The sequence below is a fragment of the Flavobacterium sp. GNP010 genome (assembly GCF_056428945.1).
In genome coordinates, this window is sequence record NZ_JBWJVK010000042.1 from 1 (window position 1) to 16,790 (window position 16,790).

General features: G+C 38.5%; 1 protein-coding gene and 1 pseudogene. Both read left to right on the top strand.

What is annotated here, in order from left to right:
• A pseudogene (locus AC061C_RS13720) lies at window positions 1-1,706 on the top strand (PorP/SprF family type IX secretion system membrane protein); the annotation flags it as partial.
• A gap of 149 nt (window positions 1,707-1,855) precedes the next feature.
• Window positions 1,856-16,790: hypothetical protein (locus tag AC061C_RS13725; protein WP_478291634.1), on the top strand; the 14,935-nt coding region annotated here is incomplete at its 3' end.

Here is a 16,790-nt window from a genome sequence, read left to right on the forward strand (position 1 = left end):
AAGAGGCCAAAGCAAAAGCTGATGCTGACGCCAAAGTTAAAGCAGACTCTGATGCGAAAGCTAAACTTGCTGCAGATGCAAAAGCGAAAGCCGATGCTGACGCCAAAGCTAAAGCAGACTCTGATGCGAAATCAAAATTAGAAGCTGACGCCAAAGCGAAAGCCGATGCCAAAGCAAAAGCTGATGCTGACGCCAAAGCCAAAGCAGACGCTGATGCGCAAGCTAAATTAGAAGCAGACGCCAAAGCGAAACTTGTCGCAGATGCAAAAGCCAAAGCCGATGCAGACGCCAAAGCAAAAGCTGATGCCGACTTAAAAGCAAAATTGGAAGCTGACGCTAAAGCGAAAGCAGACGCTGATGCGAAAGCTAAATTAGAAGCAGACGCCAAAGCGAAACTTGCTGCAGATGCAAAAGCTAAAGCTGATGCGAAAGCTAAATTAGAAGCAGACGCTAAAGCGAAACTTGCTGCAGATGCAAAAGCCAAAGCCGATGCTGATGCGAAAGCCAAATTAGAAGCAGACGCCAAAGCGAAACTTGCTGCAGATGCAAAAGCCAAAGTCGATGCTGATGCGAAAGCTAAATTAGAAGCAGACGCTAAAGCGAAATTGGCTGCAGATGCAAAAGCCAAAGCCGATGCAGAAGCGAAAGCCAAATTAGAAGCAGACGCCAAAGCAAAACTAGCTGCAGATGCAAAAGCCAAAGCAGACGCTGATGCGAAAGCCAAATTAGAAGCAGAGGCTAAAGCGAAACTTGCTGCAGATGCAAAAGCCAAAGCAGACGCTGATGCGAAAGCTAAAGCAGATGCTGACGCCTTATTGCTAGCAAGTACCAGAGTGAAGGATGAAAATGCAAAAACGATGGATAATGTAGCGAACGCATTAGAGAAAGATAGAAGAATACAGCAGCAATTGCTGACCCAATTAAATGAAAAAGTAAGTCAAAAACAAAAGGAGTTAAAAGAATTGAAAGATGAAAATGATTTAAATGACCAAGGAATAGCAAGTGCGCCAAAAGAATTTAAGAGTGTTTCTGCTGAAAATAGTGCTTTGGAATCATTAAAATCAGAAATTCAAATAATCAATACAAATCAAAATCAATTATTGACTACCTTTAAGAATTTATATGAAGAGCGAATTAAGAAAGTGTCAAATCTAAATGATCCGCTTACACAAAGTTATTTGAAAACAATAAATGAGTTAAAAGCAGAGCAAGCTAAAGCAGAACTTTCTAATACCAATTTGCTAGCAGCTTTAGAAAAAATTAATGTAGATACTCAAATAGAGAAGAAACGTAGAATAAAACGTGCTAATTTTGAAAATGAAGATACCCGTTATTTAAAAGATCAAGAAACATTAAAACGAATAAAAGCAACAACATTTACTAGTACAGTAAAAGCCAAACCAGAAGATTTTGATTTTGGTAATGAACAAGTAAATATGCAAATTATTAAAAATATTAAAAACGTAGAGACTGGATATTACATCGTTCTTGCGGTTCATGCTGATGTAGCAAAAAGAGATACTTTCGTTACTAAAACAGTGGAGTCTGGAGAAAAGGGTATTAATTTTTTCTATGATGTGAAATCAACAAATTATTACATTTATACAGATAAATTTGATAATTTACAACAAGCTACAACGACACTTGAATCTCGTGGTACAAAACCGTATAATGGCAAAATGGTCATTATTAAAGTAGAAAATTAACCTTAAATGAAGATTGGGATCTTTGGTTAGTAAAACTAATGTAACGACCGTTGGGAAATGTTAAAATTTGAATTTAAAAATAAATAAGAAGGTTCTGTCTAGTATATTGCCCAGTGCACTAAATTGATACTTTATAATATACCACAACCATGAAAAAAACTACTTTTTTAAAAGTAATCCTACTTACTTTTATGTTTTTGCAAAGTTTTTTGTCTTTTTCTCAAAACGAAGTAGCTTATGTGTCTTCACCTGATAAAGAAAATTTATCAGATTCTATCCGATTAGGAATTGATTCTTTATGGGATAAAAGCGACTTAGTTCCATCTGAAAAATCAACTAAAGTAAAAGTTGTAGGTTTAAATGACAATCCAGTCATTAAATACGCACAGTTACCTTTTGCTGGTCAAGTCTCAATTTGTACCAACAATGGTAAAGAATTGCCTAAATTATTTTTGTGTGGTGGTAACGATTCTAGACTAATTGAAACTGGAATTACAAATGTGCAATCCATAAGGTGGGAAAGATTCATATCTGGTGGTAGTTGTGTTACTGTATCTAATAGCGATTGTGCTAATGAAGCAGCATCTCCCTCTTGCTGGGTACAAATTGCAACAGGAGCAGATTACCTGGCTAATTCAGCAGGACAATTTAGAGTTATTATTGTTGATAATGTGGGTACTCCCTTTACACATTACTTTAATGTTTTTCAAAATAGTTTAATTCCAACAGCTGTATCAAAAAGTGATATTGTCACGTATGGTACTGGTTCATGTCAAATTAATGGAAGAATAGCAATAGGTGGTTTTGGTAGTGGTTATGAATACAGCTTTACAACGGGTTCAACGCCAGGAACCTGGCAAGACAGCAATGTTTTTAATACAAGTACACCGGGAAATTATACCGCATTTATTAGAATAAAAGGTGTAGTAGGTTCTTGTGAGTTCAAAGTAATAAATCAAATAATTACAAGAACTGCATTTGTTGTTAGTACATCTGTTGTTTCTCCTAAATGTAATGGTGCTTTAGGTAGTATTCAGGTGTCTGTAACTGATGTGAAACAACAATATAGATATCAATTATTCAATAGCGCAAATGCATTAGTTGGAACTTATGGACCTACTGATGATATCACTTACACTTTTCCTGGCCTAAATCCAGGTAGTTATAGAGTTGTAACTGCTGTAGAGGGAGTCCCTTGTATGATTGATACTAAGAATAATGTAACAGTTGCCACTCCTCCGGCTTTATTAACAACTGGAGCAACAATAACTACTGCGTTAACTTCATGCAATACAGGAAGAATTACAATAACTAGAAACGGAGGAACTGCTCCCTATAAATTTTTTGTAAATATTGATGGAGTAGGATTTGTCGAAAACACAACAAACATTATTATCGTAGAAAAATCAGGAAGTTATGTTATACGAGTTGTCGATGTAAATGGTTGTTCAGCAACTGATAAAACCGTAGTTGTTCCAGTTGTTGATAGACCATTATATTCCATATCAAAAACAGATGGTAATTGTACGGGTACATTAGGACAAATTTCTGTAAATGTTTCAAATGCAAACGGATATTATTTAGAATATAGTTTTAATAACGGTGCAAATTACAGTACAACAAATACAGTGAGCGGTCTGTTACCCGGACAATACAATGTTATAGTGAGATACAGAAAAGCGGGAGTTAATTCTGGAAATTTTTGTTCTGATCCTGTTGATGTAATAACAATTGGAGCTTCGACAGCGCTTACTGCCTCTGCAGGAGTTGCAGAATTGTCTGGTTGTGGACCAATTGGTAATGAATTGCAAGGAAGGGTAAGAATAACAAACCCACAAGGTGGAACTCCTTTTCCTGCTCCCAATCTTTATAGATACAGTTTTGACAATAAAGTTACCTGGATTACGTCAAACGAAGCTTTTATAAATCCTGGTGGTCCTTATACATTTTATATTCAAGATGCAAGTGGATGTGAGTACGCAATGGGAGGTGTTATTTTAGATCCTAAACCTGACGCTCCTACTATTAGTGTCAATACTCCTGTGTTTAATTGTGACGGCTCTGCCACAAGTACCGTTACGGTTACTAATAGTGGTAGCACACCTAAGTTTAGTTATGATTATTACATAGATGGTTCTCTCAATACCGTTGCCCCTACCAATGTATTTACAAATGTAACTCAGGGAGATCATACTATAACGGTAAATTATAACGTTTTAAGTGTTCCTACCTATAGTGTTTTGTTGCAAGAAGATTTCGGTAAAGGCGGATTTACCACAACTCCAGGTATAAATCCAGCTTATTGCTTTGAAGACGAAACAACACCACACCCGCCGGGTTGGCCTTGTGGGAATATAAATGATTATCAAATCAATGATGGTAAGTATGCTGTAGCTAGTAAAATAAATACAACTTTTGGTGTTTGGTTGGTAGCCAATGATCATACATTGCCTGATGATCCATTGGGTAGATTCTTATGTGTAAACGTAGGGGGTTCAGCTGGTATTGGGGGTATCTTATATAGTAAACCAATACGAGATGTAATTCCTAACCAACCCGTAATTATTTCATTATGGGCACAAAATTTAATTAGATCAACTAGTCCAACTCTTGCGGATCCTAAACTAACGATTCAATTAGTTAATAATTTAAATGGAGTAGGAGGTACGGAAACAATAGTTGCTACCAGTGATCCAACTCCGGGAAATACGAATCCTTGGGTAGTACCAAAATCAAATCAATGGGAATTTAGAGATTTATTATTAAATCCTGGTGCTTTTAATAACTTAAGTTTTGTAATTAGGTCTTACAGTAATGAGTTTAATGGTAATGATGTACTTATTGATGATATCTTGGTTCGACAAATTCCAAAATCATGTAATACAGTTGCTTCTTTTCCTATAGTTGTTGATGGTAGCAAGGCTTTCTCGGCTAGTATTACAGGTTTTAAAGATGTAAGATGTAGTGGTGAAATGAACGGTGAGATTACTCTATCTGCAAGAAATTTTGATCCAGTAAAAGGCTTTCAATATCAGGTAGATGGTGGTTCATGGGTAACAGTAATACCTTCTCCAGCTGCAACAACAGGAAGTGTAACCTTAACGAATTTAACTAGCAAAATTTACAATATTAACATTCGCTATGATAGCTCATCTAGCAGTTGTACATTTGCATTAGCTCAGGAAATTAAGATGCCAGCAACTGTTACTGCTTCAGCATCTATACTAACGTTGCCAACCTGTACCACGGGAGCTACTATTCGTGCCACAGGCGGTGGCGGTACTCCAGCATATCTATATGAGTTGCGCCAGTCTAATGGAACCACGGTTGTCACTGCTTTCAATAATAATAGAGATTTTACAAATGTTCCGGTTGGTAATTACACCGTATTTATTAGGGATGCAAATTCATGTATCTCTCCAGTAGGATTTGCTATTGCCGTAACTGCACCCCCAGCGTTAACCGCAACTTTAGCTACTACAACTGATTATTGCTATACCACCGCTAACCCAGCAACTCTTGTTGTCAATGTTACTGGAGGAACAGGGCCGTTCACCTATCAATTAGACAGTAACAGTAGTGTAAGTTCAGCTGCGACTACTTATTCTTTTTCTAATGTTACACCAGGCCCTCACACTATTTTAGTAACTGATAGTAACAATTGTACTGCACCGTTAATTAATCAAGTTATTGCCCCACAATTAGGTTTCAATGTTTCCTTACTAAATGATTTAACTTGTTTGGTAAATGCCTCTATTGGCAATCCAGTTATTACAAACGGATACGGCCCAACTTACACCTACACCGTATCTCGCGATTTGGGAACGCCTTCAGCAGTGACATCATTCCCATACACAGCTACATTGTCTGGTAATTATGTGTTTACGGTTACTGACAGTCGTGGTTGTCCTGCAGCAAGCAATACTATTGTTGTAACACCAAAAACTACACCTGCCTTAACTTTTGCTAAAACAGATGTAACATGTATTGGGCTGAGTGACGGGACTATTACTGTAACCCCTTCAGGAGGATTTACTACTACATATACCTACGCTATAAAACCGAATAGTGCAGCTACTTATACTACGCAAGCTACCAATCAGTTTATTAATTTGGCAGTTGGTATTTATAACATAAAAGTGATTGATAGTAAAGGATGTGAGTCTGCAGTGACTAATGTTACTATTGCTAACCCAACCATAATCACAGCAAGTATTGCAGCAACTGACATTAAATGTAGTACTACAGGAACTGTACCAGCGGTAGTAACCGTAACCGCTTCTGGCGGAACGGGAACTTTGCAATACAGCTTTAATGGAACAACTAATTTTACAACTGCCAATACCTTTTCTACAACATCGGCAACTACGGTCACGGCTTATGTAAAAGATGCTAATAATTGCCAAATAGGACCTTTATCTATTACAATTGCAGCAATAGATCAAATAACAGATATTACGATTACAGATAGTGGCTACGATTGCTCTACAACTCCTCCTGGAGGGAACGTAAATATTGCGGCAGTAAAAACAGATGTTTCTGCACCCATACGATATCAAATAATTTCTGGGCCTGCTGGTTTTAATACAGCAACAAACTCATCAGGAAATTTCCAAGGTTTGGCTCCTGGAAATTATGTTTTTCAAGCGCTAGATATCAAAACGGATTGTTTCTTTAGAAAATCTTACACTGTAAGTGGTGCTCCAGATATTATAGCTGGAGGAAGTGTGCTTACACCAATTTTATGTTTTGGTGGTACGGGAACAATTCAGTTTACAGTAAGTGGTGTAAAAGATAGGGGCTACAATTATATCATTAAAAATGCTACTAACGCTACAATTCAAAATGCTAATAGTGTTAGTGAAACCATTACAACAATTAATGTCCCTACTGCACAACCCGCAGGTGTGTACACAATTACCGTAACCGATAGAAAAACATTATGTACTGATGATTATAGTGTCACTCTAACACAACCTACAGCATTAACTATTACAAGTGCGACAGCTACAAATGTATTTTGCTCTAATTTCAATTCACAAATTACGGTTTTAGCTACGGGAGGAACCACTAATTATACCTATGCAGCAGTAAGAAATCTTGCGCCAGCTACAACTCCAGCGCCCGCTGCAGGTGCGTATGCAAGCGGATCTGTTTTAACTGTAAATACTAGTTCTGGAACAAATTTAGATTGGATAGTGTATGTAAAAGACGCCAATGGCTGTATTACAACTAGAAACGTAACCATAATTTTAGATGCTTTACCAGCGGTTACAGCAGTTGTAAACAATCAATGTACAGCTTCTGGAAGCACGTTTACCATTACAGCTACGCCATCAACTACAAGTTTGACTCCCTTAACTTACGGGATTGCGGGACCAACAGGAGCATTCCAAACGAGTCCAACATTTACTGTTGCTGCAGGAACTTACACGGTATATATCAAAGATAAAAATGGTTGCACGTCTTCGGCAACACCAATTACGGTATATCCTCAACTTACAGCGAGTGCAGCAGTAACTAAGACTTTAGATTGTAGTTCAACTCCAAATGCTACCATAACTACAACCATTACCGGAGGTAGAGCATTATTTAATTATACCATAACAAACAGTAGTTCAGTTATAGTTGCTTCAGGAACAGGAATTACTGGACCAACATTTACGTTTAGTCCAGCAGTTGCAGGTACGTACACGATTCAAATTACAGACGCGAATACTTGTTCAACAACTACATCAGCAACAGTAGCAGTTATAACAAACCCAACTGTAACGATAGCCACACAAGTCAACGTAAGTTGTAATGCAGGATCTGACGGATCAGTTACATTAACTGGTTCAGGAGGTTCAGGAGGCTATCAGTATAGTAATAACCCTACTTCAGGATTTACATCTAATCCTACTTTTACAAGTTTAGCAGCAGGAACCTATACTTTTTATGTACGTGATAACAAAGGGTGTCCAGGTTCAGTACCAGTTACTATTACACAACCAGCAAATGCTTTAGCAGCAACAGTTGATGTAGTACCATTCAGTTGTAGCCCTACAAATGCGAATGTATCAGGAACAGTAACCATAAATGCTTCAGCAGGAACATCACCTTATAGGTACAGCTTTAACGGTGGCGCTTTTACCAGCATCAATGTGCTGACTTTGAATGATAACGGTTCAGACCAACCGTATACTTATGTTGTTCAAGATGATAAAGGTTGTACATTTCCAGGAAACGGAACATTATTACGTTTAAATAAACCAGTAATAGGAACCATCACCAGTACTCGTATTTTCTGTGCGCCAGCAGCAACCACCAGTACGGTAACTATTCCAGTAACTGCTGGAACAGGAGTCGGTACTTTAACCTACGCCATATTAGCTCCAGCAAGTGCAGTTACTAATACAACAGGAGCTTCAACGGGACAATTTACAGGATTGGCATCTGGAAACTATACATTTAGAGTAACGGATGCCAACGGATGTTACGATACCGAGTCTCATTTTGTGGCACCAGTAACGCCAATAGTGGCTACTGCTACTAAATTGACTGATGTTGATTGTAATGGAAACACAACTGGTTCTATTCGTTATACAGTGAGTGGTTTTGGAGCAGGAACGTATAGCTACACTATTAATGGTGTTGCCACAGCGACCGGACAAACGGCAGGAACTTTCGACTTGATCACGAGAGCTGCAGGAACCTATGCAGTAGTTTTCACAGACGATATTACTAGTTGTACGGCAAGTACTTCTGTTACAATTACGCAACCAGCCCAAGCATTAGCTGCAAGTTACACTACGGTAAATGCCAATTGTAAAGTTCCAACAGCTAGTGTTACTGTTACACCAACTGGTGGAACTGCAAATTACAGATATTCATTTGTTGCTTCAAGTACAACTCCAGGAGCGTATGGTATAAGTAATGTCGCTAATTTAAACCCAGCAACTCCTACGTGGTATGCTCATATCATTGATGCTAATAATTGTACATTTGTACTTACTTTAAACATTGCAGCTGATCCAATACCAACAGTTACCGCAACTGCAACAGGTCAATGTTTAGGTTCAGGTTCATATACTATCACTGCTTTAGGTTCAGGTGGAGTAGGTACTCTAAGTTATAGTATCAACGGTGGTGCTTCTTACCAAACAGGTAACACGTTTACCGTAACTACATCTGGTAATTATACTATTACTGTAAAAGATGCTAATAATTGTACTAATACAAGTAACGTTATTACAGTTGCACCACAGTTGACATTAAATGCGGTTTTAAACAAAGATATTACTTGTAATCCTGCGCCAACAGACGCGCAAATTACTTTAACACCAACAGGCGGAGTAGGTCTGTTTACTTATGAATCTAAAGAGGCTTTCGGAGTATTTACCCCAATGGCATCAAATATATTTAATACAAATACTGCAGGTGACTATACTTTTAGAGTAACTGATTCTAGAGGTTGTACATATACAACAACAGTGGCTATTCCCGTAACAGCACCTGTGAACCCAGTAATTGATGATGTTGCATTACCTGGACCTGATGGCGTTACACAAACCGCATTTATCAATTGTAACGGTGACGATACCGCTGCAATTGCAATCGCTATTGATAACACAAAAGGACAATCTCCGTTTGTATTTAATGTGCAAAGAACAGCACCAACAGCTCAAAACTATGGTACGCAGACTTCAGGTTTATCTGCGGGAGATTATTTGATTACTGTTACTGACGCTAAAGGTTGTACGGATACAGAAACGATAACTATTGGTGAGCCAACAATAATTAGTTTTACTAGAACGGTTACACCAATCACATGTAATACTTTAACAGGGGTTTCATTAGGATCAATAACTATCAACACTGTTTCTGGTGGAACACCAAATTATATTTACCACGTAACAGGTGTAAATGGGTATGATAAAAAATTTATAAATCAAACAGGAACAACAGCTGTTTTTGATGTGGTTGATTTTGGATTGTATCAAATAATCATAACAGATGCAAATGGTTGTAATGTTTTTGAGAATGATATTCTAGTTGCTTCACCACCAGATGATCTAGATATTGATGTTACTTTAGCAGCAGCGACTTGTACAGGTTTGGGTTCTGCTGAGGTTGCAATCGGTACTGGTCCTATGGCCTCAATTACAGGTACTGGTCCATTTTATTTTAGTTTGTACACTGGATTAGCTCCAGCTTATCCAGCTGGAACTTGGTTACCAGAGGACGCTCCAAACAGTAAAAAAGCGATTTTTAATAATTTGATACCTGGAGTATTATATACATTTGTGGTCTATGATGCTGATGCCGCCAATGGCGGAACAGGTACTGGTTGTTATTACTACGAAACTGCCGCATCTCCAATACCAACGAATTCTACTATAAGAGTCAATCCCTTAACAGCTAATAATATTACATGTAAAGGAGCAGCCAATGGTAGTGTAACGTTCACAATAAATAATCCATATCTTGTAGCCACGCCAGTAACTTACCAAATTTACAATGCACAATCGGTAACTCCAGTGGGTCTTGTTGGCTCGGGAATGCTTCCTCCTAGTGGAACACTAGCGGTTTCTAATTTTGGTGTATTGCCATTTGGTAATTATTTTGTTTTGGTTACCGAAGATGTTGGAGCTACAAACGCAGGATGTAGTATTTCATCAGCGCCATTTAACATTACTGAATCAGCTATCGATTTATCAATAACAGCACAAAAGATTAAAAAAATCAATTGTAATGAAGATGGTATTATTGCTGCTTTCGCAAAAGATGGAACATCTCCTTATACTTACCAATATTTATTAGACACTGTTCTTCCTGCGCCAATTGCAACTTCAGCAGGTTGGATCACAAATACAACATTTGCTACAAGTGTTGCAGGTAACTACATTGTTTATGTAAAAGATGCGTATGGTTGTATTAAATCAGCTCCTATAACTTTAGATGCGGATGCACCACCTACAATAGCACTTCCAACACCAATTTGTTATAATGGTTCTCCATTTACAATAGATTTAGTAACAGATGCTTCGGCTTCTGCTTCTATTTTACCAGCAACTTATAAAATAGAACCAAGTACTAGTTTAAATACTGTTGCTTACCAAAATGGTTCTACTTTTACATTCAATGCAGCTGGAACTTATAGATTGTACATTAAAGATGGCAATGGTTGCGTGGCTTTTGTAGATTATACTGTGTTGCCTCAGTTGCAGTTAACACCTGAGTTGAGTAAAGTATTAGATTGTAACTTACCTACACCAAATGCAACAGTAACCGTAACAGCAACTGGCGGAACGACAGCGTATGCCTATACTATTATTTCTGGTTCAGTTGTAAATACTACGGGAGCAACTAGTGGTATTTTTACAGGTTTAGATGCTGGAAATTATACATTCGAGGTAAATGATGGCGCATGTACTGCTACTACAACATTTAGAATTGACCCAATTCCTGCTACTGTTATTGCTGCTCCTGTAGTGACAAACGTAAGTTGTAATGGAGGAAGTGACGGGACAATTACTATTGATGTAACTTCGGGCGTAGGTCCTTATGAATACAGCTTATTTGATGGTGTTACTGCAACAGCATTTACAACCAATAATACTTTTACAGGTTTAGGGGCAGGAACCGCTTATGTGGTTACTGTTCGGAATGATAGAGATTGTTTACAGGCTACAATGCCTATAACAATTACAGAGCCGGATCCTCTTAACGCTACAGCTACTGCAGCACTAAACAGCACGTGTAGCAACACTACTGTAATTACTGTAAATCTTCCAACAGGAGGAACTTCATCAGGAGTTGGAACGGGTTATACCTACAGTTTTAATGGTTTATCTTTTACTGGTGACAATACCTTCACGGTAAATAATGGTCCACTAGCTACCACTACAACAATAAGTGTAAAAGATGCTAATGGTTGTACACTTGCATTACCAAATGTGCTTACTCCAGCCTTAACACCACCAACTAATTTAACTTTTGCAGTTACTACTGCACCAACTTGTCCTGCAAATACAGCAACGGTTCAAGTAATGGCAACAGGCGGTTTAGGGTCATTGGATTTTGATATTATTGAATTCAATAATGTACCAACAATTTTATATCCAACGCAATCAACCCCAGGAAGTGGTACAGCAACAAGTTTTGTTAATTTACCTCCGGGAGATTACACTTTCCGAGTAACTGACGACAATGGTTGTACATATCAAGAATTGTTTACTGTAGTTCCAGTAACCCCAATTGCTATTGTGGGTGCGTTGGTAAACGATATTACGTGTAACCCAGCAAATGGAACTACAAATAATGGTTCGGCTCGATTTACCGTAACAGGATTTACTGCTTCATTAGGATATACTGTGACTACGTCGCCAGTTGTACCAGCAGCTCAGATTACAAATGTTGGTGATGTTATAACCTTAACAGGTCTTGGCGCAGCAACGTATACAGTAACCGTTACAGACAACAGTACTTTATGTCCAGCTAATGATGCAGTTACTATTACGTTGCCAGCAGCAATTACTTTCGCACCAATCGCAAGCAAAGTGTTCTGTACAAAATACAATTCGGAAATTACAGTAGGAACAGTTACGGGCGGTACAGGAGTGTACGAGTATGCTGCAGTACGAGGCGGTACTTCTGCACCAACAACATATAGCAATACCCCAATACTTACTGTGGATACGGTAAATGGAACGATATTGACTTGGGATGTATATGTACGTGATGCTAATTCGTGCGTAGGTATACAATCAGTAACAGTGATAAACAATGCTGCTCCAACTATTGTAGCGCCAGCAGCACAGTGTTACGCAGGTACGCCATTAACAGTTGATTTGAGTCAAATAATTCCAATTCCGATAACTACTACCTATAACGGAACTAAATTCTACACCCTAAACGGAACGCTTTTAGCATCTTCTATTGCTACTTTTAACGGGCCTGGAACGTATGTTTTAGGCATAAGAGACGATAACGGTTGCGAGGCTTTTGTAATTTATATTATTTTACCACAGTTGACTTTGCAAGCGGATATGACACAAGATTTAACGTGTCCAGCACCAGCTAGCATTACCCTTGTACCTGCAGGTGGAGCTACTCCGTACACTACCTTTGAAGTTAATATTAACAATACTGTCTATAATGCAATTGCGGGTTCTCCCTACACAACATCAACAGCGGGAACTTATAGATTTAGAGTAACTGATTCTCAAGGATGTCAAGCAGAATCACAAGATGTGATTGTAACCCCTAATACTACACCTACGGCTACTACAGCTTTTACAAATGTGAGTTGTATAGGAGCTACAGATGGAACAATTACCTTGACACCATCAGGAGGTAATGTGCCTTATGAATACAGTCTTAACGGAGGAACGTATCAATCATCGAATGTATTTAGTGGTTTAGGCGTGGGTGCTTATTCTATAGTGGTTAGAGATGCTAAATTGTGTGTTTCGGCACCAATTCCAGTAACTATAGGTAATCCGGCTGCATTAACTGCAACGGCTACAGTAACACCATTTGGTTGTGATACAGCAAATGCCCCTCTAGATGCAGTAGTAACTATTATTCCAACAGGAGGAACTGGTGTTTATAGCTATAGTATTAATGGAGGAATTGCGTATCAAACTTCGCCTTCCTTTACCGTAAATACAGCACAAACTATAAATTATATTGTAAAAGATGCAAATGGTTGTACGATTACGGGTTCAGCAGATGTCCTTCCGTATACCCCACCAACCGATATGGATCTTGAGGCTTCACCTATTTACTGTAGTACTATTCCGGCCGAGGCTACGGTTACGGTAAATGCGGTAACGGGTGGTGTAGGTCCGTTTGTATTTGAGATCGTTTCACCTACAACTGCTGCCACTGCACCAAGTGCGCCTAGTAGTACGCCATTTAGTTTTACAAATTTAGCACCTGATACGTATACGATTAAAGTTACAGATGCTAACGGTTGTAGTACCACTAAAGCAATTCTTGTGGAAGAGGCGGATAAAATTGCGGTAACAGCTCAACTCATCAATAACGTGTACTGTACTTCTGATAGTACAGGAATTATTGAGTTTACGGTAACTGATTATATCGCTCCAGCCAATTATAGTTTCATTTTATCACCTAGTTTAGGGGTAATGACTCAAGTAGGAGATGTAATCCGTTACACTGGAGTTCCAGCGGGTGCATACACCTTTACAGTTACAGACAATACTTCTGGTTGTGTGGCATCAGTAAATAACTTTGCAGTTACAGAGCCTACTCTAGTACTTGACTTTAACAGTTTTGCTACAAATACCAACTGTACTACAGATGAAGCTACTATTACGGTTACGGCATCAGGTGGAACATTAAATTATAAGTATGCGGTAGCACTACCTACAGCGGGTGCTCCAGCAACAACTGCCTATAGTTTAAGCAATACACTTACAGTTGATACAAATAATGGTGCCGATGTAAACTGGATTGTTTACGTAGTGGATGCAAATGGTTGTGCTATCAACAAACCACAATCAATTCTAGCAGATGCGAATCCGTCGAATATCACTGTGGCTACCTACAGCGAATGTCCAGATGCAGTTACGGGAACGTACACGTTTACTGTAAACACGCCAATGGGTGTAGCTCCGTTTACGTATAGTATGGGAAGTGGTTTTCAAACAAGTCCTACATTTGTAGTAAATGCACCAGGAAGTTACGATGTTACTGTAAAAGATGCCAATGGTTGTCCAACAACTTTACTGGCGCTAGTGGTAATTCGTCAACCTTTGATTTTAACACCAGTAGTGACTATTCCAGTATCTTGTACTGGCGGTGACGGACAAATATCCGTAAGCACCACAGGAGGTTCAGGAAACTATGTGTACAATATTGATGGTGGTGGTTTTGCAGCGGTAACAGCATTTAGTAACGTTGCGGCAGGAAACCATACCTTAGGTGTTCGTGATACGACGACTTTATGTGAGGTATTTGTAGATGTAAACTTGCAAGCGGCTACAGATATTACGGGATTTGCATTGGCAAGTACTCCTGTAACTTGTAACGGCGGCAACGATGGTACAATTACAGCATCATTTGATACTCCAGCACCAGGCGTTAATGATAACCCGGTATACTTGTATAGCTTAAACGGAGGAATGCCGCAAGCTTCTAACTTGTTTAGTAATTTAGCAGCAGGACCGTATACAATAACTGTAATATCTAGTAGAGGTTGCGATGCAGCGGCAACAATTACTGTTGGAGAATCAGGTTTAATTACGGTTCCAGCACCGACTGTTGTAGAATTTGGTTGTACGTCTGGAAACATTGATAACCTTGCTACTATAACGGTAACGGGAGTAATAGGAGGTTCAAATACGTTCTTGAATTACGAGTTCATCAAACTAGGAACTCCTAACACTATTGTACAATTTAGCACAAGTAATGTATACCAAGAAGCCAACTTAGCAGGTGGTGATTATATTGTAAACGTATATGATGATAAGGGATGCGTAGGTACAAATACCGCGAGAATCAATCCATTTATACGTATTGATTTTGCAAGTCCTTCATCCGTTACTGTTACTCGCTCAATAACTTGCGTAAACAATGAAGATATTCAGGTTAATGCAACGTTTACAGGTGGCGCAGCAGTGCCGCTTAATTATACAATTGTAGCAACACCTTCAAATGTTATACCTTATGTTTCAGTTACGAACAATACAGGTCAATTCCCTGATTTAACTGTGGGTAGTTACGCTATTACGGTAGTTAATCCTGCTACAGGTTGTGAAATTAGAACCATTCATATTGTGAATGACCCAAATACGTTTGATTTAGTGGCCAGCAATATTCAAAACGTGGTGTGTTTTGGCACGGCTACTGGAAGTGTTGATTTAACTTTTGTGGATAATCAATTAAATCCTAGTGATGACGCAGGTGCTTTTGAATACACCATTACAGATCCAACAGGTACAACTAGTCCATTAATTATAACCACAGGAGCAAACATTACTATTCCAAATTTACCAGCTGGTTTTTATACCGTTAATGCTAAATTAATTGCTTTGCCTAGTTGTGAGGTGGAAACAACATTTACTATTGAAGGACCTATTTCAGACTTAACATTATCTGTTTTGGTAACTCCTATAAGTTGTTTGCCGGGTAATGATGGGACTATTACGGCCACGGGAGATGGGGGATGGCAAGGAAGTTATCAATATGAACTAGTAGGCGTAACTCCAGGTACTGTGAGTGTTCCTTTATCATACCAGTTTCTTTTTGAAAACCTTACGCCAGGAACTTATATTGTGAATGTGCTCGATACTGGTGGATGTACTGAGACTGCAACTGTTATTTTAAGTAATCCAACACCAATTATTTTTACTGCAGTTGCAACCGCACCTATATTAGCTTGTAACGGTGATAATAATGGTGAAATAGTTGTAAACCCACCAACAGGTGGACAGGGTAGTAATTATTCTTATATTTTGAATTATGTTTCAGCTAATCCTGTATTTTCTTCGGCACCACAAACTAGTCCGGTGTTCTCTGGTTTAATAGCGGGAGATTACACTGTTACTGTAATAGATGGTTTGGGATGTATTTCGGCACCTTCTGCTACGATCACAATTAGTGAGCCAACTAAAGTTGAACCATCATTAGCATTAGCATCCGGAATAACATGTATCAATGATGCTACCGTAACTTTAAGCGCAACCGGTGGATCTGGTCCTTATGAGTACAGTAAAGATGTAAATTTTGTGTCAATATTAGGATCGTTTGTATCATCTATTACTTTTTCAGTCGGCTTAGGGGATCATCAATACTATGTTAGAGATGCTAATAATTGTGTTAGTAATCTATCTAATAACGTTTCTATTTTAGCATTAGATACTTTAGAACTTTCTAAGAAAGATGTGACGGTAGTATTGTGTAGGGGTAGTAGTACAGGATCAATAGATGTTCAAGCAGTAGGTGGTTTAGGAAATTACATGTACACACTATTAGATAGTGCTAATAATGTAGTAAGACCTGCTCAAACAACTGGTTTCTTTGAGTTCTTGTCAGTAGGAGATTATGTAGTGAGAGTTGATAGTGATGATTGTG